The organism is Rivibacter subsaxonicus, assembly GCF_004217215.1.
Lineage (GTDB): Bacteria > Pseudomonadota > Gammaproteobacteria > Burkholderiales > Burkholderiaceae_C > Rivibacter > Rivibacter subsaxonicus.
On sequence record NZ_SHKP01000004.1, the window covers coordinates 553,080 to 574,476 of the forward strand.

At 69.4% G+C, this 21,397-nt stretch carries 23 protein-coding genes; 4 read left to right on the top strand and 19 right to left on the bottom strand.

Going from position 1 to position 21,397, the window contains the following annotated elements:
• Window positions 1-40: 40 nt before the first annotated feature.
• The 5 genes from EV670_RS02445 to EV670_RS02465 are packed head-to-tail and all read right to left on the bottom strand — an operon-like array spanning window position 41 to window position 2,866.
• Window positions 41-490: a GNAT family N-acetyltransferase gene (locus tag EV670_RS02445; protein ID WP_130430222.1), complete on the bottom strand. Its 450-nt coding sequence runs from the start codon at window positions 488-490 to the stop codon at window positions 41-43.
• Window positions 490-864, bottom strand: coding sequence for a nuclear transport factor 2 family protein (locus EV670_RS02450; protein ID WP_130430223.1), 375 nt, complete (start codon window positions 862-864; stop codon window positions 490-492). Before EV670_RS02450 ends, EV670_RS02445 begins: the two co-directional genes overlap by 1 nt.
• Window positions 865-903: 39 nt before the next feature.
• Window positions 904-1,662: a sugar nucleotide-binding protein gene (locus EV670_RS02455; protein WP_130430224.1), complete on the bottom strand. Its 759-nt coding sequence runs from the start codon at window positions 1,660-1,662 to the stop codon at window positions 904-906.
• A 24-nt stretch (window positions 1,663-1,686) separates the two neighbouring features.
• On the bottom strand, window positions 1,687-2,097 hold the full coding sequence (locus tag EV670_RS02460) for a PaaI family thioesterase (RefSeq protein ID WP_130430225.1): 411 nt from the start codon (window positions 2,095-2,097) through the stop codon (window positions 1,687-1,689).
• Window positions 2,098-2,152: 55 nt separating this feature from the next.
• Window positions 2,153-2,866 carry an aspartate/glutamate racemase family protein gene (locus tag EV670_RS02465; protein ID WP_130430226.1) on the bottom strand — a complete coding sequence of 238 codons (714 nt, stop codon included), beginning with the start codon at window positions 2,864-2,866 and terminating at the stop codon, window positions 2,153-2,155.
• A gap of 175 nt (window positions 2,867-3,041) precedes the next feature.
• On the opposite strand from EV670_RS02465, the gene EV670_RS02470 reads away from it, so the two are divergent.
• Window positions 3,042-3,500, top strand: a complete 459-nt coding sequence (locus tag EV670_RS02470; RefSeq protein ID WP_130430227.1) for a RidA family protein — start codon at window positions 3,042-3,044, stop codon at window positions 3,498-3,500.
• Between the two features lie 225 nt (window positions 3,501-3,725).
• On the opposite strand, the gene EV670_RS02475 is transcribed toward EV670_RS02470, so the two are convergent.
• The 13 genes from EV670_RS02475 to EV670_RS02540 form a co-directional block, all read right to left on the bottom strand.
• Window positions 3,726-4,145: a VOC family protein gene (locus tag EV670_RS02475; protein WP_130430228.1), complete on the bottom strand. Its 420-nt coding sequence runs from the start codon at window positions 4,143-4,145 to the stop codon at window positions 3,726-3,728.
• Between the two features lie 194 nt (window positions 4,146-4,339).
• Entirely contained in the window at window positions 4,340-4,765 is a 426-nt protein-coding gene (locus EV670_RS02485; protein ID WP_130430229.1) for a YciI family protein, read from the bottom strand.
• A 296-nt stretch (window positions 4,766-5,061) separates the two neighbouring features.
• The gene (locus EV670_RS02490; protein WP_130430230.1) at window positions 5,062-5,559 is read right to left on the bottom strand and encodes a hypothetical protein; all 498 of its coding nucleotides are present in this window, start codon (window positions 5,557-5,559) and stop codon (window positions 5,062-5,064) included.
• Between the two features lie 176 nt (window positions 5,560-5,735).
• Window positions 5,736-6,908, bottom strand: a complete 1,173-nt coding sequence (locus tag EV670_RS02495; RefSeq protein WP_130430231.1) for a methyltransferase — start codon at window positions 6,906-6,908, stop codon at window positions 5,736-5,738.
• A 55-nt stretch (window positions 6,909-6,963) separates the two neighbouring features.
• Complete coding sequence (locus EV670_RS02500) at window positions 6,964-7,599, bottom strand: hypothetical protein (RefSeq protein WP_130430232.1); 636 nt, start codon at window positions 7,597-7,599, stop codon at window positions 6,964-6,966.
• 94 nt (window positions 7,600-7,693) lie between these two features.
• Entirely contained in the window at window positions 7,694-9,019 is a 1,326-nt protein-coding gene (locus EV670_RS02505; RefSeq protein WP_130430233.1) for a TRAP transporter large permease, read from the bottom strand.
• A gap of 82 nt (window positions 9,020-9,101) precedes the next feature.
• The gene (locus EV670_RS02510; RefSeq protein WP_242616806.1) at window positions 9,102-9,644 is read right to left on the bottom strand and encodes a TRAP transporter small permease; all 543 of its coding nucleotides are present in this window, start codon (window positions 9,642-9,644) and stop codon (window positions 9,102-9,104) included.
• A complete protein-coding gene (locus EV670_RS02515) occupies window positions 9,641-10,678 on the bottom strand; it encodes a TRAP transporter substrate-binding protein (RefSeq protein WP_130430234.1) in 1,038 nt (345 codons plus the stop codon). Before EV670_RS02515 ends, EV670_RS02510 begins: the two co-directional genes overlap by 4 nt.
• Before the next feature lie 106 nt (window positions 10,679-10,784).
• Window positions 10,785-12,098: a fumarylacetoacetase gene (fahA, locus tag EV670_RS02520; RefSeq protein WP_130430235.1), complete on the bottom strand. Its 1,314-nt coding sequence runs from the start codon at window positions 12,096-12,098 to the stop codon at window positions 10,785-10,787.
• Window positions 12,095-13,369, bottom strand: a complete 1,275-nt coding sequence (gene hmgA / locus EV670_RS02525; protein ID WP_130430236.1) for a homogentisate 1,2-dioxygenase — start codon at window positions 13,367-13,369, stop codon at window positions 12,095-12,097. The genes fahA and hmgA overlap by 4 nt, the downstream gene beginning before the upstream one ends.
• Window positions 13,366-13,581: a DUF2783 domain-containing protein gene (locus EV670_RS02530; protein WP_130430237.1), complete on the bottom strand. Its 216-nt coding sequence runs from the start codon at window positions 13,579-13,581 to the stop codon at window positions 13,366-13,368. Before EV670_RS02530 ends, hmgA begins: the two co-directional genes overlap by 4 nt.
• Window positions 13,582-13,586: 5 nt before the next feature.
• Window positions 13,587-15,194: an FAD-dependent oxidoreductase gene (locus tag EV670_RS02535; RefSeq protein WP_423213557.1), complete on the bottom strand. Its 1,608-nt coding sequence runs from the start codon at window positions 15,192-15,194 to the stop codon at window positions 13,587-13,589.
• A 5-nt stretch (window positions 15,195-15,199) separates the two neighbouring features.
• Window positions 15,200-16,156: an MBL fold metallo-hydrolase gene (locus EV670_RS02540; RefSeq protein WP_130430238.1), complete on the bottom strand. Its 957-nt coding sequence runs from the start codon at window positions 16,154-16,156 to the stop codon at window positions 15,200-15,202.
• Between the two features lie 92 nt (window positions 16,157-16,248).
• Here EV670_RS02540 and EV670_RS02545 point away from each other — a divergent pair, with 92 nt between their 5' ends.
• Window positions 16,249-17,028, top strand: a complete 780-nt coding sequence (locus EV670_RS02545) for an IclR family transcriptional regulator (protein WP_130430239.1) — start codon at window positions 16,249-16,251, stop codon at window positions 17,026-17,028.
• Window positions 17,029-17,318: 290 nt separating this feature from the next.
• Here EV670_RS02545 and EV670_RS02550 read toward each other — a convergent pair whose 3' ends face one another.
• A complete protein-coding gene (locus tag EV670_RS02550) occupies window positions 17,319-17,666 on the bottom strand; it encodes a hypothetical protein (protein WP_130430240.1) in 348 nt (115 codons plus the stop codon).
• 209 nt (window positions 17,667-17,875) lie between these two features.
• Here EV670_RS02550 and EV670_RS02555 point away from each other — a divergent pair, with 209 nt between their 5' ends.
• Together EV670_RS02555 and EV670_RS02560 are read left to right on the top strand one after the other, a co-directional pair.
• On the top strand, window positions 17,876-20,467 hold the full coding sequence (locus EV670_RS02555) for a cytochrome c (protein WP_130430241.1): 2,592 nt from the start codon (window positions 17,876-17,878) through the stop codon (window positions 20,465-20,467).
• Between the two features lie 11 nt (window positions 20,468-20,478).
• Window positions 20,479-21,384, top strand: a complete 906-nt coding sequence (locus tag EV670_RS02560) for a hypothetical protein (protein WP_207224983.1) — start codon at window positions 20,479-20,481, stop codon at window positions 21,382-21,384.
• The last annotated feature ends 13 nt before the right edge of the window (window positions 21,385-21,397 follow it).

Here is a 21,397-nt window from a genome sequence, read left to right on the forward strand (position 1 = left end):
TCCTCCGTTCGGCGGGTGCCGCTTGCCGGGCGAGGCCGGTTCAGCCTTCGCTCAGGTAGCCGCGTGCCAGCGCCAGGTCCTGGTTCTCGAAGATCGCCATCGCCGTCGTCATGCGCCTGAAACCGAGCCTCGCATAGAACGGCTCCTTGCCCGGCACGGCGTAGAGGATGACCTTCTTGTGCCCGCGCGACAAGCTCAGCAGCCGGGCCACCACCTGCTTGCCGAGCCCCATGCCCTGGTGGCTCGGCAGCACCGCGACGTCGCAGATGTAGGAGCAGTCCACGCCATCGGCCAGCGCGCGGCCGACGGCCACGAGCCGGCCGCCGTCGCGCACGAAGCAGCGGAAGCGGCTGTTGGAGAAGGCAGTCTCGAGGTCGGCCGGGTTCTTGTTGCCGAGCGGCGCCGCGCGGTAGAGCGCGGTGAGTTCGTGCCAGTCGAGTTCCTCGAGCGAGTCGGACCAGACCAGCGAGTTCGCATCCTGCTGGCGCATCAGGCCTGCCTCGGCACGCGCTGCGCCGGGTCGTAGAAGAACTGCTCCTCGGCCATGCGCTCGCCCTCCCAGCGCTGGTAGGCCAGCTCTTCCATCTGCGTGACCGTGCCGTCGAGCCACTCGAAGCGGAAGATCCAGCGGATCACCACCCGGTCGCCCTCGACGAAGACCGGGCGCACGCACTGCGAGTGCACCGAGCGGGCCCGCGCCAGCACCTTGCGTTCGTTGGCCACGTGCAGTTCGCGGCCGACGCGCGGCTCGGCCTGGTTCTCGCGCATCGAGGCGCTGGCCGTGTAGAACTCCTCGATGGCCTCGGCATGCGCGTTCTCTTCGACGCGGGCGATGAAGCGTTCGAGCGTGTGTTGGCTTGGCATCGGCGTGGCTCGCGAGGTGGGTGAGGCGGCAGTTGGTGTTCAGCGCGCAAGTTGCGGGAGCCGCGCCGAAAGCGGCGGCACCAGCCGCGCGCCGCCCGCCAGGCGCTGGTCGTGGCGGTAGTCCTCGTGCTCGCGCAGGATCCACGCGTCGCGTGCGAAGCGCGCCTTGAGCGCCGCCACGATGGCCACGAAGCTGTGGGCCTCGGCGGCGTTGCTGTCCAGGTGCACCACGCCGGCCCGCGGCTGCTGCAGCAGCGCCAGCAGCGCGGCCGCGGTGTCGGCCATGAACGAGCACGCCGGGCGCCATGCGCGGCTGGCCGCCACGCAGCCATCGCGGGCCTGCCACTGGTCGAGCGCCATCAGCATGTTGTTGCCGGGCTGGCTGGGGTCGATCTGCCAGCCGATGCGCGCCACCGTGGCGCCGGGATTGGCGCAGAGCACCGCGTCTTCGCAGGCGATCTTGTAGCGGCCGTAGTCGTCACGGGCGTTGCGCGCCGAGTCCGGCGCGTGCGGGCCGTCGGGCTCGTGATCGAAGACCATCGCGGTGCTCGTGAAGACGAAGGGCATCGCCCGCTCGGCCGCGTGAGCCGCCAGCCGCGCGGCCCAGTCGGCGCTCCCCATCGCAAGGTGGGCGATCGCCTCGGCTCGCGTCGCGTCGAGCCACCGTTGCGTGGCCTGGATGTCATCGGGGTTGATGCGCGCACGGTCCCAGCCGATCACGTCCACGCCGGCCGCGCGCGCCGCCTGGGCGAGCCGTGGTGCGAGGGTACCGTTGAGGCCGGTGACGAGCAGCTTCATGCGGCATGCACGGTGCGCGACCCTTCAACGCGAGCCCGGCGGAATGGCATAGGTGCCGACCGCGTGCGCCACCGGCTCGGCTACGCCCTGCGAGTAGATCGACACCTCGCCGATTGCCAGCGTCCTGCCGAGCTTGAGCAGCTTGCAGACGCCGACGATGCTGCGATCGGCCGACGGCTTGCGCAGGAAGTTGATGTTCAGGCTGGTGGTCACCGTCAGCGGCACGATGCCGATCTCGCCGAGGATCGCCACGTACAGCGCCACGTCGGCCACGGTCATCATCACCGGCCCCGACACGGTGCCGCCCGGCCGCAACTCGTCGAAGCCGACCGGATGAATCACGGTGGCGGACGCATTGCCGACCTGTTCGACGATGCTCTTGTTCTGCGGAAACGCCGATGCCAGGAACTCGGTGATCTCTTCTTTGGTGGCCATGTGCGTGCGTGCTGAAGGTGGTTTGCTGATCGGCATCCACGGGTGCGGTCCGCGCTCAGGATGCATGCCCCGCGCCCACCGACCGCAGCAGCGCCGCCCGCGCCAGCAGCCGCGTCGAGTCCAGCGTGGGCAGGGCGGAGTTGGCGTCGTCGAGGATCAACGGGATCTCGGTGCAGCCGAGTATGACGGCCTCGCAGCCCTGTTCCGCCTTGAAGCGCCGGACCACCGACTGGAAGCAGGCCACACCCTCGGGCCGGACGATCCCGCAGACCAGCTCGTCCATGATGATCCGGTGCATCTCGTCGCGCTCGGCGGCGCCGGGTCGCACGCAAGCCAGCCCGCGCGCGGCCAGCTTCTGCGGGTAGACCTCGCTGTCGACCAGCCAGCGCGTGCCCATCAGGCCCAGGCGCCGGTAGCCGCGCCGCGCCGCCTCGGCCGCCACCACATCGGCGATATGCAGCCAGGGCAGCGGCGAGCGCGGCTCGACATGGGCGAAGGCCTGGTGGATGGTGTTGTCGGGGCAGACCAGGAAGTCGCATCCGATGCCCGCGAGCTTGCGCGCCGAGGCCAGCATCAGCTCGCCGACGCCTTGCAGGTCGGCAGCGTCGAGGCAGCGCACGTACTCCGCGAGCGAGGGCGTGTGCATCGAGACCTCGGGATGCGCATGCGGTCCTAGCAGCGCGGCGCCCTCGGCGCAGATCGTGCGGTAGCAGAGCGAAGCGCCCTCGGCGGAGCAGGCGACGATGCCGATGTGGAGGGGTGTGGCCATGGAGCACTCGCAACATCAGGTGAGACTGTCTATGGAGGCGGCGCCAGCGTTGCCCGCTTGGCGGAACCCTTTGCTGGCGCAGGGTGGCAGGGGCAGGGGAGGTCTTGAACTGTGCGGGCGGCGTAGCCTAGGGCTTGGGTTCCGGGGGGAACCTGCAGACCGTCGAGGCAGCCAAATGTCCATCGAGAAGCGCATCCAGGAGCTCGGGCTTGAACTCCCGAAGGTGCCCACGCCCGCCGCGAACTACGTGAACGCGGTGCGCATGGGCAATGCCATCTACCTGTCGGGAACGGTAGCGGCAAGACCCGACGGAACCATCCCCAGAGGAAAGGTGGGCGCCGACGTCTCGGCCGATGAAGCGGTCGAGCATGCGAGGCTCGTCGGCCTCAACATCCTGGCGATCCTGCGGCATGAGCTTGGAAGCCTGGACCGCGCCAGGCGCGTCATCAAGCTGCTGGGGATGATCAACGCGGCGCCGGACTTCAGCGAGCACTCGCGCGTCATCAACGGCTGCTCTGACTTGCTCGAACAGGTCTTCGGTGCCAGGCATGCAAGGTCTGCGATCGGCGTCGGCAGCCTGCCTTTCGGCATCACCGTCGAGATCGAAGCGATTGTCGAGGTGGAGCCCGAGTAGGCGCTGATGGGATCGGCCTCGGCGCGCGCCTTGAGCCGGTTCAAGCCTGGCGACTCACCACTTCTTCCCGGCGTTCTGCGCGCGCATTCTCTAGCTGCCGAGAGATTCAAGTCGCGCCAGCGCTTGCTTGACAGTCATGGCATCGCGTGGAGCGATGGACGGACGACGCGTGTGCGCGTCAAGGCTGCTCGCGGATGAGCCCGGACTCGTGCCGCATGTCCATGGCTACTGAGCACTGGTGAAGCCCCTGCAGACGGCCGCGAGCTTGTTGCCATCGAGATCACGCACGTACGCGGAGTAGAAGTCGTCGTCGTACTGCGGCCGAAGCCCCGGCTCGCCTTCCGAGCTGCCGCCGTTCTCCAGCGCAGCAGCATGGAAGGCCTGCACCGCGGCCCAGCTTTGCGCCTTGAGCGCCACCATCGTTCCGTTGCCTGCCGTGGCACTTAGGCCGTTGAACGGCCGGCACAGCCACAGCGCTAGTTCTGCGGCTCCCTTTGCTTCCGACGTCCCCCAGCCGGCCCAACCGGTGCGTTCCTCTTCGCCCGGGGCGGTACCACGCCTGAACCCCAGAGGCGCCAGCACGGCGTCATAGAACGCCACCGACCGCGCCATGTCATTGGTTCCGATGCAGACGTACGAGAGCATGGTGTTCCTCTGTTCGAGGCGTCCAGCGAATCGAGCCGAGCGGCGCCGCGGCTTCGGCGCAGACCGTCCGGCAGCAGAGCGAAGCGCCATCGGCCGAGCAGGCGACGATGCCGATGTTTAGTGGTGTGGCCATCGCGCGCTTTCAGCGGCGGGTGAAAGTGTCGGCGAAAGCGACGCCGGCACCGTACCGCGGCTCAGCCCTTGCTCGCCACCTGCTGGCGCAGCCGTTCCTCCTGCTCGCGCAGCTCAGGAGTGAACTCGGCGCCGAAATCCTCGGCTGCGAATACCTGCCGGATCTCGATCTCCGAGTCCTCGAGCATCGGGTTGGGGCAGCGCTTGACCCACTCGATGGCCTCAGCCAGCGACTTGACTTCCCAGAGCCAGAAGCCCGCCACCAGCTCCTGGGTCTCGGCAAAGGGACCGTCGATGACCGTGCGGCCGGCTCCCGAGAACCGCACCCGCGCGCCCTTCGACGACGGGTGGAGCCCCTCGCCCGCGAGCATGACGCCCGCCTTCACGAGTTCCTCGTTGTACTTGCCCATCGCCGTCAGCAACTGCTCGCTGGGCATCACGCCTGCCTCGGAGTCCTTGGTCGCCTTCACCAGGATCATGAATTTCATGGTCGTCTCTCCTTGTCATGTGGGCAATGTGATTGGGTCCAGGTCCGCGGGACCGGGTCGCACCGCCACGACGATCGAGTGTGTGGGAAGTCGACAGGCGGGCCTGATGAATTCGGGTTGAAGCGATGAATTCTCAGGAGCTCGACGGCTTCAGAACGGGTGGTGCGTCCGAGCCTTGCGCGTCACTTGGCAAATGATTCAACGCCACTACGTCTTGCCGCGCTTGGCGCCACGACTTGCACTCGGACCACGCCAGGAAGGCAAAGAAAGCAGCGGCATGGGCTGCTGCCGGTTCACTAGTACTGGGACCGCAAGCCCTTGCCGATTTGCTTCATCGTGATCGGAGCTCTCTCCGTGATGTCGCGAAAGAGAGTCTCCGCACTCTTTGCAGAGTTAGCTAAGGTGAGGTTGCTCATAGCTGAGCGAAGGTTTGCCACATCTCGGCGCAACTCATCGTCTGTCACCCTGTCCAGCAGAATCAGCGCTTTGCGACCTGCGAGTCGGGTCGACTCATTGAGTTCGTCATCCAAGAGCTGTGTGCCCCACTCTCCGCTATTGGCGAAAGATCGCTTGTCCGCAAGATAGACACGCGTAACTAGCCTTAGTTCGTCATGCAGGGCGTCCTGCAGACTGAGAAGAGTGTCTCGCTGAAACGCCCGACGGCGCTCCTCTCTGTCGATGTCCGAAGCGGACCGCTGCAATGAGACGGCATGGTTGTTAGATATCCATACGGTCGCGATACTGGCGATGGCGCCCACCAGCGTGCCGATGAATCCCCAGACAGCTGACTCCATGCAACTTCCTCCATAGGCGTAGCGTGCAATGGACGTCGATGGTGAGCGTGCGAAATGCGGTCCAGCGCACCGACGATTGCGTCGATCCTAGCGCCCGAGGCATCAGCGCTGATGCGCCCTTCGCGCCTTTGCAACGGAGGCGGCGCGACGCGTTGGACGGTCTCAATTTCCCGCTATCACCCCGCCGCCTTCGGCCCCGCCACCAACCTCCACAACGACGTCACCTCCTGCGCCCGCGCCACATGCAGCGGATCACTCCGGTCTACCGTCTTCGGATGCCGCGGCCGGGTGTCGAGCCGGCCCGCCACGCGCAGGCCGGCGGCCTCGATCCAGCCCATCAACTGCTCGCGCGGTCGCAGGCCCAGGTGCTCGGCGAGGTCGGAGAGGATCAGCCAGCCTTCGCCGCCCGGCGTGAGGTGCGCCGCCAGGCCGTCCAGATAGCCGCGCAGCATGCGGCTCTCGTGGTCGTAGATCGCGTGCTCGATCGGCGAGCTCGGCCGCGCCGGCAGCCAGGGCGGGTTGCACAGCACCAGCGGCGCGCGGCCCTCGGGGAAGAGGTCGGCCTGCAGCAGTTCGACGCGGTCGCTGACCTTGAGGCGCGTGAGGTTCTCGCGCGCGCAGGCCAGCGCACGCGGGTCGGAGTCGGTGGCGATCACGCGCTTGACGCCGCGCCGCGCCAACAGTGCGGCGAGCACGCCGGTGCCGGTGCCGATGTCGAAGGCGAGTTCCCTGTCGCGCGGCAGCTCGAACTTGGCGACGAGGTCGACGTACTCGCCGCGCACCGGCGAGAACACGCCGTAGTGCGGGTGGATGTGCTCGCCGCCGAGCGCCTCGATCGGCACGCCCTTCTTGCGCCACTCGTGGGCGCCGATCAGGCCCAGCAGCTCGCGCAGCGAGGCCACGCTCGGCTGGCCATCGCCGGGGCCCCAGACCTCGGTGCAGGCGGCGTGCATGTCGGCCGCGCGGCGCAGCGGCACGCGGTGCTCGGCGTCGAGCGGAATGAGCAGCATGCCCAGCGTGCGCGCGCGCTGCGACTGTGCCTGGCGATGCTGGTTGAAGGCGTCGACCAGCGCCGGCGGCGGCTTGTTGGCGTCGGCGCGCTTGGGTTTGGGTTTCGCCTCGACGCGGCGCGCGAGCGCCTGCAGCAACTGGCGCGCGTTCTGGAAGTCGCCACGCCACAAGAGCGCATTGCCTTCGCTGGCGAGGCGAAAGGCGGTGTCGGCGTTGAGGGTGTCGTCGACCACGCGCACGCGCTTGGGCGGCGGCACGCCGGCCTCGGAGCGCCAGCGCGCGGTGTGCGGCTGGCCGCCTTCGGTCCAGGTGAGGACGGGGTGCGTGGGAGTGTTCATCCGGGACTTTGTTGAAGGCGGCCCCGGAGTGTCCGCCAAGCGGCGGACCGGTTCTTCAGAACACCCCGGCGGTGCGTGCCGCGCCCATCGTCGTGCGCGTCAGGTCGGCCATCTGGGCGTTGACGTTGCTCGACGGCGAGCTTGTCGCGCGGCCGGTCCAGACGAGCTGGCCGCTGGCCACGTCGGTGATGCCGAGTTCCATGCCGAAGCCGGTGTTGACGCTGCCGCCACCGCCGCCCACCGGCACCGAGACGCCGCCGCCCACGCTGACGCCACCGCCGCCGCCACCACCGCTGAAGCCGCCGAGGCCGATGCTGAACTGCGGGCTCTGGTTGAAGGCCTGCGACGACGGTGCCACCACGGCCAGCGCGAGCGCCTTGGCGTTGGCGTTGCGCGCGGCCGGCAGGTAGGCCGCGGCACCCTGGCCGCCGCTGGCGGCACCGGCCGGCGCGCGCACCGCGCTGGCGCCGGCGGCCGTGACCTGGGCCGCGAGTTGCTCCTCGCAGACCAGGCGGATCGTGTTGTCGCCCGCCTCGCAGACGACCATCACGCGGGCGCCGGCAAAGGACCTGCCGCGGAACTGCGGGTCGACCCACTGCGCGTCGAGCGTGGGGCCCGTGGCGCAGCCGGCAAGCACGAGGGCACAGAGGGCGGCGGCACTGGCGGCCGCGATCCGGTGGTTCGTCAGCATGGGTGTCTCCCTTCGATCGCCTGGATGGCGGGCAGCATAGCGCGCACCAGGGCCGGCGCAGAGGCCGGCAAACGCCGACCCGCGGACGGCTGCGTTATCGGAACAACAGCCAGACGAGGCCGAGGCTGAGCCCGGGCACGAACAGCAGCACCGTGACCCGCAGCACGTCGCTGACGAGGAAGGGCAGCACGCCCTTGTAGGTCTCGCTCATCGGCACCTCGCGCGCGATGCTGTTGACCACGTAGACGTTGAGCCCGACCGGCGGCGCGACGAGCCCGATGCCCACCGTCATCAGCACCAGGATGCCGAACCAGATCGCCTTGTGCTCGGCCGACAGACCCCACAGGTCCAGGCCCATGATGGCCCGGAACAGCACGGGAATCGTCAGCAGCAGCATCGAGAGCTCGTCCATCACGCAGCCGAGCACCACGTAGAACAGCAGCACCGCGGCCACGATCACGAGCGGCGCCACGTGCAGCGCGCCCACCCACTGCGCCAGTTGCGCCGGCATCTGCGTGAGCGCCAGGGCGGCGTTCATCATGTCGGCGCCGAGGAAGATCATGAAGACCATCGCCGAGGTCTCGGCGGCGCCGAGGAAGCTGCGCTTGATGCCCTCGAGCCCGAGCTCGCGCTGCGCGATGCCGGCCACGAAGGTGCCGAGCGCACCGACCGCGGCGCCCTCGGTCGGCGTGAAGAAGCCGCCGTAGATGCCGCCGAAGACGAGCACGAAGATCGTCGCGATCGGCCACACGCCGAACAGCGCGCGCCAGCGTTCGTTCCAGGGCAAGGGTTCGGCCGGGGTGGCGAGCTCGGGGTTGAATCGGCAGACGATCGCGATCACCGCGATGTAGCCGGCCATCGCCAGCAGCCCGGGAATCAGCGCCGCGGCAAAGAGCTTGGCGATGTTCTGCTCGGTGAGGATCGCGTAGACCACCAGCGGCACCGAGGGCGGGATCAGGATGCCGAGCGTGCCGCCGGTGGCGAGCACCGCGGTCGACAGGCGCCCGTGATAGCCATGTGCCTTCATCTCGGGGTAGGCCACCTGCGCGATCGTGGCCGAGGTCGCGACCGACGATCCGCAGACTGCGCCGAAGGCCGCCGCCGCCAGCACCGCCGCCATGCCGAGGCCGCCGCGCACATGGCCGACGAAGGCCGCCGCCGCCTTGAACAGTGCCTTGCTCAGACCCCCCTGGGTGGCGAACTGGCCCATCAGCAGGAACAGCGGAATCACGCTCAGGTCGTAGACCGACAGCCGCGCCACCGCCGAGCCCTTGAGCGTGTTGAGCAGCGCCATGTCGTTGGTCATGGCCCAGTAGCCGACGGCACCGGGAATGAACATCGCCGCCGCGATCGGCACCCGCAGCGCCATCAGCAGCAGCATGGCGCCGAACATCAGCAGGCCGAGGGTGCTTGGAGTCATGTGTGCCCCCACGCTTGCGGCTGTGCCGCTGCGCTGCCCCCCGCGGGGGCGGAGCCTGGCTTGGGGCGGCCCGGCGTCAGGTTCATTTCGCCACCTGCATGCCGACCTCGGCCGCGTGGGCCGGTTGCTCGAGCGTGCCCTGCCACAGACCGATCGCCTGCACCAGCGCGATCAGCGCGATCAGCGCAAGGCCCGGCGCCAGCACCGCGTAGCTGATCCACATCGGCGCGCCGAGGATCATCGTGGTCTCGCCGGCGGCCGCCACCGAGAAGGCGCCGGCCGCGGTGCGCCAGGCCAGCAGCCCGCAGAACACCGCCATCAGCAGCGCGCCGACGGCATCGAGCCGGCGCCGGGCCGGTGCGCGCAGCTTCTGCGTGAAGAAGTCGACGATGATGTTGGCGCCATGCAGTTGCGCCCACGGCAGGCACAGCGAGATCGCCAGCGCGACGCCGAACTGCGTGAGTTCGACGTCACCGGAAATCGGCGTGCCGGCCAGAACGCGGCCGGCGATGCTGGCCACGGTCAGCATCGCCACCAAGAAGGCGGCCAGGCCGCCGAGCAGGGCAAAGGCGTGCGCCAGGGTGCGCAGCGGCCGCAGCACGCGGCCGAGCCGCACCGTGCTCACTGGCGGTTCTTCGCGAGCAGGTCGCGTGCGTCCTGCAGCATCTGCTTGCCGTTGTTGCCGGCCTTGTCCTGGTTGGCGACCCACTCGTCGTAGACCGGGGCCGAGGCCTTGACCCAGTTGTCGAGCTCGGCGCCGGGGATCGTGTAGAAGGTGTTGCCGCGGTCGGTGGCGGGCTTGCGGCCGGCGGCCTGGCTCTCGTCCCAGATCTTGCCGGCCATCGCGGAGAGGCCCGCGCCGCTGTTGCGGTCGATGATGGCCTTGAGGTCGGCCGGCAGGCTGTCGTACTTGGCCGGGTTCATCGCCAGGATGAACAGCGCGGTGTAGAGCGCCGGGCGGGTCGGGTCGGTCTCGGAGTGGTACTTGACCATCTCGTGCAGCTTGACCGAAGGGATCACCTCCCACGGCAGCAGGAAGCCGTCAATCACGCCCTTGCTCACCGCCTCCGGCACCGCCGGCAGCGGCATCGCCACCGGCGTGGCGCCGAGCGAGGCCAGCAGCTTGTTGGTCATGCGGGTGGGCGCGCGCATCTTCAGGCCCTTGAGGTCGGCCATGGTCTTGACCTGCTTCTCGCGGGTGTGGACGTAGCCGTCGTCATGGGTGGCGAACATCAGCGGCTTGATGCCGGCGAATTCCTTCTGGCCGTACTTGCCGTAGAAATCCCAGGCCGCCTTGGAGCCGGCGCTGGCGCTGCTGCTGATGAACGGCAGCTCGAAGACCTCCATCACCGGGAAGCGGCCGGCGGTGTAGCCGGGCAGCGTGAAGGCGATGTCGACCACGCCGTCCTTGACCTGGTCGATCAGTTGCGCCGGCGTGCCGCCGAGCTGCATGGCCGGGAACACCTGGCACTTCATTCGGTTGTTCGATTCGGCGGCGATCTTGTCGCACCAGGGGCCGAGGATCTTGGTCGGCGGCATCGCGGCCGGCGGCCAGAAGTGATGGACCTTGAGGGTGATCTCCTGCGCCCCGGCGGTGAAGGGGGCGAGCACGGCACCGGCGGCCAGCAGCAGCGACTTGAGAATCGGTTGCTTCTTCATGGGGTCTCCTCGTGGTTCGAATCGCGGCCGATGATGCGCGCGCCGCGCGGCGACGCAAACGGGGAAAGTACGCGAGCGCGCGCGCTGATCGCACGCGCGGTGGCGCTCAGGCGGCCGGCAGCACGATCCCGGCGCAGGCACCGAAGCCGATGCGGCGCGCGCCGGGCCGCTCGCAGCGGGCGCGCAGGGTGAGCTCGTCGCCGTCTTGCAAGAAGCGGCGTTCGCTGCCATCGGGCAATGTGAGCGCCACCTTGCCGCCCTGCGAGAGCTCGAGCATCGATCCGCCCTGGCCCGGCCCCGGGCCGCTCTGGGTGCCGGTGCCGAGCAGGTCGCCGGGCTGCAGGTTGCAGCCGTTGCTGGCGTGGTGCGCCACCATCTGCGCCAGCGTCCAGTAGGCGTCGCGGAAGTTGGACTGACTGATGCGCAGCGCGGGCAGGCCCTGCTCGCGCATCGCCGCGCTCGACAGGAACACCTCGAGCGCGATGTCGATGGAACCCGCGCCGCGGTTGAACTCGCCGTCGAGGTAGGGCAGCGGCTGCGGGTCGCCGGCCGGACGCTCGAAGGGCGCGCGAAACGGCGCCAGTGCCTCCATCGTCACCAGCCACGGCGAGATGGTGGTGGCGAAGTTCTTGGCGAGGAAGGGCCCGAGCGGCTGGTACTCCCAGGCCTGCATGTCGCGCGCCGACCAGTCGTTGAGCAGCACGAGTCCAGCCAGCGCGGCCTCGGCCTGCTCCATCGACAGCGGCGCTCCCAGCTCGTTGCCGGTCGCGATGAAGGCACCGAGCTCGAGCTCGTGGTCGAGCCGCTCGCAGGGCGCAAAGCGCGGCAGCTCGTCCTGCGGACCCTTGAGCTGGCCGCGCGGGCGCGTGACCTCGGTGCCGCTGACGACGATCGAGCTGGCCCGGCCGTGATAGCCGATCGGCACATGCTTGTAGTTGGGCAGCAGCGGCTGGTCGGGGCGGAACAGCTTGCCGACCGCGGTGGCGTGGTGGATGCCGGTGTAGAAGTCGGTGTAGTCGCCGATGCGGCAGGGCAGCGAGAGCTCGATCGCACTCTGTGGCACGAGGCAGCGCTGCAGCGCGCCCTGCAGCGGACTGTCCTCGCCGAGCGCGTTGAAGACAGCGTGGCGCAACTGCTGCCGGCGCTCGGGCCCGGTGGCGAGGAAGGCGTTGAGCACGCCGCGCTCGAGCGCGCCGAGCGGCACGCCGAGATCGATCTTGGCCTCGGCCACCTTGCGGAAGTCGAGCACCTGGTCGCCGATCGCGATGCCGATGCGCCAGGCCGCCGGGTGGTGATCGCCGCGGCGGCGGAAGCGGCCGAGTGGCAGGTTCTGCAGCGGGAAATCGGTGTCGGGCGCGTTGGCCGACTCGACCCAGCTGCGCGCGGCCGGGTCGTGGGTGAAGTCGATCGAGGAGTTCATCGCGCTGCCTCCTTCAAGCCAGCCCAGCAATCGGCGTAGGCCGCGTCGAGCGCGCCGCCGTTCAGCGCGAACTCGGTCAGCCTGAAGCGCCAGCGGCTCTCGAACATGAAGGCCAGCGTGTTGTCGAGCTTGTGCGGCGCCAGCGGCGCGTTGCTGGCCTTGTCGAAGGCCTCGGTGTCGGGCCCGTGCGGCACCATGCCGTTGTGCAGGCTCATGCCACCGGGCCTGAAACCCTCGGGCTTGGCGTCGTACTGGCCGTAGACGAGGCCCATGAACTCGCTCATCACGTTGCGGTGGTACCAGGGCGGTCTGAAGGTGTCTTCGGCCACCAGCCAGCGCGGCGGGAAGATCACGAAGTCGCAGTTGGCGGTGCCGGGTGTGTCGGTCGGCGAGGTCAGCACCGTGAAGATTGACGGATCGGGATGGTCGAAGCTGATCGAGCCGATGGTGTTGAAGTGCGCGGTGTCGTACTTCAGCGGTGCCAGGTTGCCGTGCCAGGCGACGACGTTGAAGGGCGAGTGCGGCTGCGTGGCGCGCCAGAGTGCGCCGCCGTACTTCTTGACGATCTCGAACTCGCCGGTCGTGTCGTCCACCGCCGCCACCGGCGCCAGGAAGTCGCGCGCGTTGGCCAGGCCGTTGCTGCCGATCGGGCCCAGCTCCGGCAACCTGAACGCGGCGCCGTAGTTCTCGCAGACGTAGACCCGCGTCGGCCCGTCGACCGCGATGCTGAACGCGATGCCGCGCGGCAGCAGCGCGATCTCGCCCGGCTTCACGTCCAGCAGCCCGAGCTCGGTGCGGATCTGCAGCGCACCCTGTTGCGGCACCAGCAGCAGGTCGCCGTCGGCGTTGACGAAGGCGCGCTTGTCCATCGAGCGGTTGAACAGCGCCAGGTGCGCCGCCATGCCCGTCTGCGCCTCGGGGTCGCCGTTGAGCGCGATGCTGCGCAGGCCCTCTACGAAGTCGGCGCTCGCGGCCGGTACCTCGATCGGATGCCAGCGCAGCGGGTTGGGCGGCGTGTCGATGCCGTCCCTGGCGCCGGTCTTGAGCCAGGGCTGGGCCAGCGGCGTGAACGCGCCCACCACCACCGAGGGCCGACGACGGTAGACCCAGCTTCGCTGGTTCTCGGCGCGCGGCGCGGTGAAGGCCGAGCCAGAGATCAACTCGGCATAGAGGCCGTGCGGTGCGCGCTGCGGGCTGTTGCGGCCGACCGGCAGCGCGCCGGCCACGGCCTCGGTCGCGAACTGGTTGCCAAAGCCGCTCTGGTAGTTCATTGCCTTGAATCCTGGTCGAGAGTATTGATGCGCGCCGCGGCCAGTGCCTCGCCCAGCGCCTCGGCATCGCCGATATGGTTGGCGAGCAGCAGCACCAGGCGTGCGTTGAGCGCGTGGCTCTGTTCGGTGCTCAGGCCCTGGTGGGCCTGCAGCAGGGCCTCGTAGAAGGCGTCGGGTGACGCGAGGCGGTTGTCGGTGAGCAGCGTTGCCATGAGCTTCACTCCTGCGCCAGCGCGCGGCGCAGTGCGGCGCGCACCACGTCGGCGGTCGGGGCGCGCCAGCGTGCGGCGACATGGCCATCCGGGCGCAGCAGGTAGGCGGTGCCGGGGCGCGCGTCGTAGCGTTGCCAGGCAAGTTGTTCATTGGCGGCCAGCGTGAGGTATGCGATGCCGTCCACCGCCGGCGCCGAGCCAAAGACCAGTAGCGTGAAACCGGGGCCTACCCGGCGCAGCAACCAGCCCTCGGTGGTCGGCGCATCGAGCGCCGGCGCGCCGACCGCGACGCCGCCGTCGAAGCCGCCCTCGTCGACGCTGTTCAGCGGCGAACTCGTGTAGGTCGTCGGCAGCGAGAGCCGCCCGCTGTTGACCAGCGCGCGCGCGAAGCCGTGCTCGCGCGCCAGGCCCAGCACGGCGTCGCGGAACAGGCGCGAGATCTCGCTCTTGGGGGTGATGAAGTCGGTGCTGCGGGTCGAGGCGCGCAGGTTCTCGTCGGCGGCGGCCTCGCGCTCGACGCCGTAGCTGGCGATCAGCGCCGTGCCGGCCTCGCCGCGCAGCACCGCATCGAGCTTCCAGCCCAGGTTGTCGGCATCCTGCACGCCGGAGTTGGCGCCGCGCGCGCCGAAGGGCGAGACGCGGTGCGCCGCGTCACCGGCGAACAGTACGCGGCCGTGGACGAAGCGATCCATGCGCTCGCAGGCGAAGGTGTAGACGCTGGCCCAGACCAGCTGCACGCCCGGCTCGGCAACGCCGCTGGCGGCCAGCAGCGCCTTGACGCGCGGCAGGATGCGCTCGGGCTGCTTCTCGGCGTCGGGGTCGGCGTCCCAGCCGAGCTGGAAGTCGATGCGCCAGACGCCTTCGCTCTGGCGATGCAGCAGCACGCTCTGACCAGGGTGGAAGGGCGGGTCGAACCAGAAGCGGCGCTCTGCCGGAAAGTCGGCGTCCATCGTGACGTCGGCGATCAGGAAGCGGTCGCGGAACACGCGGCCCTTGGCCTCGAGCCCGAGCGCGGCGCGCACCGGCGAGCGCGCGCCGTCGCAGGCAACCAGCCAGTCGGCATGCAACTGGTAGCGGCCATCGGGGGTCTGCACCGTGAGCAGCGCGCCGTCGTCATTCGATTCGACGGCAACAACCTCGTTCTTCCAGCGCAACTCGATCAGCGGCAGCGCCAGCGCGCGCTCGACCAGCGCCGCCTCGGCAAAGTACTGCTGCAGGTTGATGAAGGCCGGCCGCTCGTGCCCGGCCTCGGGCAGCAGGTCGAAGTGAAAGACCTCGCGATCGCCGAAGAGCACGCGGCCGGTGTGCCAGCCGACGCCGCGATCGACCATCGGCTGCGCCACACCGAGCCGGTCCCAGATCTCGAGCGTGCGCTTGGCAAAGCAGATTGCGCGCGAGCCGGTCGAGAGCTTGTCGTCGTTGTCGAGCAGCAGCACGCGCTGGCCGCGCTGCGCGAGATCGATCGCCAGCGTCAGGCCGACCGGGCCGGCACCGACGATCACCACCGGATGGCGCGCCGACGTGGCGGCGTCCTGCTCGGGCGAACGGTGCCAGGCGAAAACTGTCGCCTGCACCTGCGCGGCCGTCGCGGCCGGGTCGAGACGGAAGCCCACGCAGTTCAGCCTTCCAAGGCCTTCCACATCGCGACGTCGCGCTCGGCGGTCCAGATGCGCGGATCGCGCAGGCCGCCGGCTTCGTCGAAGGCGCGTGTCACGTCGAAGGGCATGCAGTGGTCGAAGATGACCCACTTGCCGTACTTGGGTCGTAGCGCGTCGATGGTTTCGCGATACACGGCGTTCAGCTCGCGGCCGGCGGCTACGCCGGCCTTGACGCTGGCGTAGAGCTCGCTGACGAAGGCGCGCGTGCCCTCGAGCCCGGCGCGCACCTGCTCCGACGTCTGCAGCGCTGCGCCGCGGCCGGGCACCAGCTTTTCGGGCTTCAGTGCCGCGAGGTTCTGCAGTGTCTGCGGCCAGTCGGAGAAGTAGGCGTCGCCGGCGTAGGGCGTGGCGTCGAACTCGACCAGGTCGCCGCTGAACAGCACCTTGTCCTGCGGCAGCCAGACCACCGTGTCGCCCTTGGTGTGGCCGCGGCCGAGTTGCAGCAACTGCACCTCGAGCTTGCCGAGCCACAGCGTCATCTTTCCCGTGAAGCTCAGCGTCGGCCAGGTCAGGCCGGGCGGCACCGACTCCACGTTGTTGAACAGGCGCGGGAAGCGGCCGATCTCGCTGGCCTTGTCCTGCTCGCCGCGCTCGCGGATCAGGTCCAGCGTGTCATGGCTGGCGATCACGTGCTCGGGCTTGTAGGCGCTGGCGCCGAGCACGCGCACCGCGTGGTAGTGGGTCAGCACCACGTATTTGATCGGCTTGTCGGTGACCTCGCGGATGCGGCGGATCACGTCCTGCGCCATGGCTGGCGTGGCTTGCGTGTCGATCACCATCACCGCGTCGTCGCCGACCACGATGCCGGTGTTCGGGTCACCCTCGGCGGTGTAGGCCCAGGCATGTGGCGAGAGTTGCGTGAAGCTGACCTGCTTGACCTCGAGGTCGGCGTGGGAGGCAAAGGCCTTCTGGCTCATGGCTTGCGCGCTCCGGTGGAACAGAAGAGCTTGATCTTAGCGCCACAATTCGCTAATGTCTAACGCGTTTGCCTAATCACAATCACATTCCGATGCCCGACAGCAGCAACCGCTCCCCCGCCGCACGTGCGCCGCGCGGCATCCAGAGCGTGGAGGTCGGTGGCCGGCTGCTGCAGGCGCTGCTGCGCGCCGGTGGCGCGCTGCCCTTGAAAGCGTTGGCCGAGCAGGCCGGCATGAGCGCGGCCAAGGCCCATCCCTACCTGGTCAGCTTCGGCAAGCTCGGACTGATCGAGCAGGACGAGGCCAGCGGCCACTACGGCCTGGGGCCGCTGGCACTGCAGCTCGGCCTGGTGGCGCAGCAGCGGCTCGACCCGGTGCGCCTGGCCGGCGAGGCGCTGCCGGCGCTGGCCGCGCAGATCGGCCACACGGTGGCGATCGCGGTCTGGGGCACGCAGGGGCCGACCATCGTTCGCATCGAGCTGCCGCCGACCGCGATCCACGTGGCGATGCGGCCCGGCACCGTGCTTTCGCTCGCCGGCACCGCCTCGGGGCAACTGTTCGCCGCGCACCGGCCGGCGGCCGAGTTGCGGCCGCTGCTGAAGGCCGAGCGTCCGAAGATCGACGCGGCCGAACTCGAACAGCGGCTGGGCCGCGTGCGCGCGCAGGGCCTGGGCATCTCGGTCGATGCGCTGGTGCCCGGCGTCAGCGCGATGGCGGCGCCGGTATTCGGCCCCGACGGCGCATTGCTGCTGGCGCTCACCGCGATCGGGCCGAGCTCGATCTTCGACGTGGCCGCGCGCGGTGCGGTGGCGCGCCACCTGCAGGCGGCGGCAGCGCATGTCGCGGCGCGGCTCGGTCGGGCGGCGGCCTAGGGCCTGTTCACACTACGCAGACCCGTGCGAACGGGTCTGCCAGGGTGCAGAGCAAGGCGCACGACGACGCCCAGGCTGGGCCGCCTGGGCTAGGAGTGCAACGCCGCGCTGCGCCCTGGCAGGCCCGTTCCCGTACGGGTTGTCACCAGAAAGGCCGCGCGCGTCGTTGCCCATCCTCGCCGGGGGCCGACCCCGCCTGCGGTGTGCGCCTAACTCGCGGCCTTTCTGGTGACAACGCATCGGGTCTCCGTAGTGTGAACAGGCCCTAGCGTGCTGTCCCACCCGGATCGTCAATTGGCCGTGCGTGACGCGCTCATCGCGTTCTGCCGCTTGGCCTGCTCGCGCTCGTGAGGTGTGACGCACACGACGTCGCCGCCGAAGGCTTCGCGCCAGACGTAGCCGCCACGACAGGTGTTCGGGCCGTAGGCCCCGCCGCCGACGACCTTGTTGTTCCTGGCATTGGCGTTCTGTGCCTTCGCCTCCGCGCGCTCGGCCGGCGTGACGCAGACGCCATCGCCGTCCTGGGCGTCGCGCCAGACGAAGCCGGACTTGCATCCCGCCGCCATGGCCTCGACCGGCATCGAGTTCGCGAGCGTGATGACGACGGCAAAGAAGGCCATTGTCGAGAGCTTGCGCATGATCTCGCTCCTTGCACCTGTGGGGCCGGAACCGACGGCCCTGCAGCCAGTCTTGCGCGGACGCGCGCCGGTGGCATCGATATCCTTGTGGATGGAGCAGGCCGGAGATTCGCGGGCTTAGGGATGGAAGCCCGTGCGCCGCGAGGCGTACGGTGCCCGCCGCAGGTGGTCGACGCACCGCTGGTGCGTGCCATCGCGCGGAGGCGATCATGGGTCGCACCAGTCTCGTAGCGCTCGCTCTCGCGGCCACGCTGGCCCTGGCCTACGCGGTCACGCAGCCGGCGCCACCGGTACCGACGCCGGCGGCGAGCCCCACCGCCACCGAGCCGCAACAGCGTGCCAGCGTCGACCAGAACGCGCCCTACTTCGAGGCCTGCGCGCGCGAGGGGCTCAACGACTCCGAATGTGTCGGCCGCCTGATCTGGTTCAAGGCCACCGGTGGCAACGAGCGCTTTCACACCTACACCTTCCAGCAGCGCATCGGCGTGCTGGTCGACTGGTTCCGCGTGCTGCGCGCCGACCAGCGCGACGACCGCTTCAGGGCCTGGGGAATCATCAACGACCCGGCCTGCTGCAAGCCGGGTGACGCCAACTGCCCGGCAAAAAGCCTCGACGAAACCTTCGGCTTCGAATGGTGCCCCGGCGACGACGTGCTGCTGCGCTTCGTCGGCAAGCCGGGCTACGTGGACCCGGCCTGCGAACTCAAGGACGCGCCGATCGCGGCCGGCGATCCGCATGCCCGCCCCGGCGCGCCCGATCCGCGCCAGTCGGCCTGCGACCTGCGCTTCGGCACCTCGACCGGGGCGCTGGGCTTTCGCAAGTTCCCGAACCCGAACTTCGATCTCGAGAAGTGGCGCAAGCTCAACGGCGGCCTCGCCAGCTGGGAGGGCTTCAACCGGAGCCTGGCGGCGCAGACCGGAGTGCCCTCCGACCAGCGCGTGACCAGGCTCGCCGATGCCTCGATCGAGCCGCCGTTCCGCATCGGCACCACCTGCGGCTCCTGCCACATCGCCTTCGATCCGCGCCATCCGCCGGCCGACCCGGCCAACCCGAAGTGGGAAAACATCAAGGGCCTGATCGGCAACCAGTACACGCGGATGTCCGAGCTGCTCGGCTCGGGCATGCCGCGCAGCAGCCTCGAGTGGCAGATGTTCGCCCACCCGCGGCCGGGCGTGACCGACACCTCGGCGATCTCGCATGACCAGATCAACAACCCGGGAACCATCAACGCGATCATCAACACCTCGCAGCGACCGACCTTCACCGGCGAGGTGGTCAACAAGTGGCGCAAGGCCGCAAGCTGCGGCGCCGAGAAGGACGAGAGCAAGTGCTGGTGCGAGCCCGGGCACGAGGGCAAGTGCTGGCTCAAGAGCAGCCGCAGCGACGACGCGACCGTGGTCCGCGTCGCGGGCAAGCAGGCCACGCTGCCCGGCGTGCACCACATCCTCAAGGGCGGCGAGGACTCGATCGGCGGCCTCGAGGCGATTCAGCGCGTCTACCTCAACATCGGCTCCTGCTCCGAGCAATGCTGGGTCAACCACCTGAGCGACCTGCGCGTGGTCGATCCGCTGCAGCGCGGGTTCGGCCAGACCGCGTTCAACATCGGCCAATGCCGGCGCGACTGCCCGAATTTCCGCGCCATCGAGGACCGGCTCGACAACCTCCTCGACTTCTTCCTCTCGGCCGAGGCCGACGCGACCGACCTCGATGCGGCGCGCAATGCACAGATCAGGTCGAAGAGCCCGGGCAAGAACTACGGCCGCGCGGACCTGGTGCGCGACCTCGAAGCCGAGTTCGGCAAGGGCGCGGTGAGCCGCGGCCGCACGCTGTTTGCGCAGGGCTGCGCGCGCTGCCATTCGAGCCTCGCCGACAGCCCGACCAACCCGCTGGCGACGCGCGACTTCGATGCTCCGGCCGACGGCCACCCGCGCGCGATCCGCGCCGACTTCATGGGCAACGACCGCGCCACGCCGGTCACCGAGGTCGGCACCTTCCGCTGCCGCGCGCTGCACTCCAACCACCTGCCGGGCAACCTCTACGCCGAGTACGCCTCCGACACGCTGCACCAGCGGCCGCTGGTAGCCGACATCCCCGAGCGCGAGGCGCTCAAGAACGGCGGCCGCGGCCACTACCGCAACATCTCGCTGCTCAACGTCTGGGCCACCGCGCCCTTCATGCACAACAACGCGATCGGGCCCGAGATCTGCGGCAAGCCGGCCAACAAGGGCAACGACTTCTTCCGCGCCCGCTACGTCGACGAGCAGGGCAGGCTGCTCGCGCAGCAGCCCGAGTGCCTGCCCTACGACCCCAGCGTCGAGGGCCGCTTCGAGCTCTACAAGCACTCGATGATCGAGCTGCTCAACCCCGGGCTGCGCGGCAGCAAGGCGACGCTGACCGATGCCGACCTGATCGTCGACCTCGGCCCGCGCAGCTGGGACGGCAAGCAGGAGAAGTCGCTGCTCGGCATCGCCGAACTGCGCGTGCCCAAGGGCGCGCGCGCCGGCGCCCTCAACGGCCTGCAGCACAAGCAGCTCATCGCAGACCTGTACCTTGCCAAGCGCGACCCGGCGGCGCTGGAGGCGGGTGGGCGCAAGGCGCTGGCGCCGACGCTGCGCCAGATCGTCGAGCAGGTGGCGCAGCAGCCGACGCGGCTGGTCGACATCCTCGGCGAGCGGCGCGAGTTTCTCGATGCCAACTACCAGAGCTGCACGCAGTTCATCGAGAACGAGGGCCATCGCTTCGGCGAGGACCTGTCCGCCGCCGACAAGAAGGCGCTGATCGCCTTCGTCGCGACCTTCTAGGGGAACACGGCATGCGAACCGCCATGACCCGCAAGCTGCTCGCCCTCGCGCTGTTGCCGTTGTTGCTGCTTCCGGCCGGCTGCGACTTCTTCCAGCGCGCACCCGAGGTTCCGTTCGCTCCCTACGGCGAGGCCGCGCAGGCGCGAATGGACCTGGCCGAGGTCGAGTACCGCTATCCGCTGGGCCCGGCCGACCTGGCCAAGATCACGCCGGACAACCTGGCCAAGCTCGACCAGGAACAGATCGACCAGATCTACGCGCGACTCAGCGCCGGTCCCATTCCCGACGGTCCCTACGACGGCAAGATCCTGCTGCCGCGCGGCAGCAGCGGCAAGTTCCGCGTGGCCGAGATCGTCGGCGGCCTCGGCGGGCTGATCGTGCATCTCAAGGGGCTCGAGCTCGAGACGGTCGGCGAGCAGCTCTGGCGCGGCAAGGTCTTCTTCCGCGACCAGCGCGTGCTGCGCAACCGCATCGAGGACCTGGGCCTGCTGCAGAAGCTCGGCCTGGTCGAGGGCGAGCCGCAGAAGTTCGAGGCCGGCGGCCGCCAGACCTGGCTGCTGTTCCCGGCCAAGCTCTACTGCGGCCAGAGCCTGTTCGATTCGCGCCGCGAGTCGGTCATCATCGACTACTTCTTCAGCGACGAGATCGCCGGCTACCAGGAGAAGCCGGACTTCCTCGCCGGCCGCCGCGGGCTGGTGGTGCGCGACGAGATTCGCATGGTGCGGCCCGGCTTCTACCTCGGTCGGGCCTACCTCAACCGCGCCTTCGGCCTCAATTTCACGCTCTACAACGCGGCGATCGCCGAGCGCGACGGGCCGGCCTTCCTGCACACCGGCAGCGCCGAGGACTGCTGGAGCGGCACGCAGCGGCGGCTGACGGCCGGGAGCCGAGCACTCGGCCCGAATGAAGCGCGATGACGCGAGCCGACGG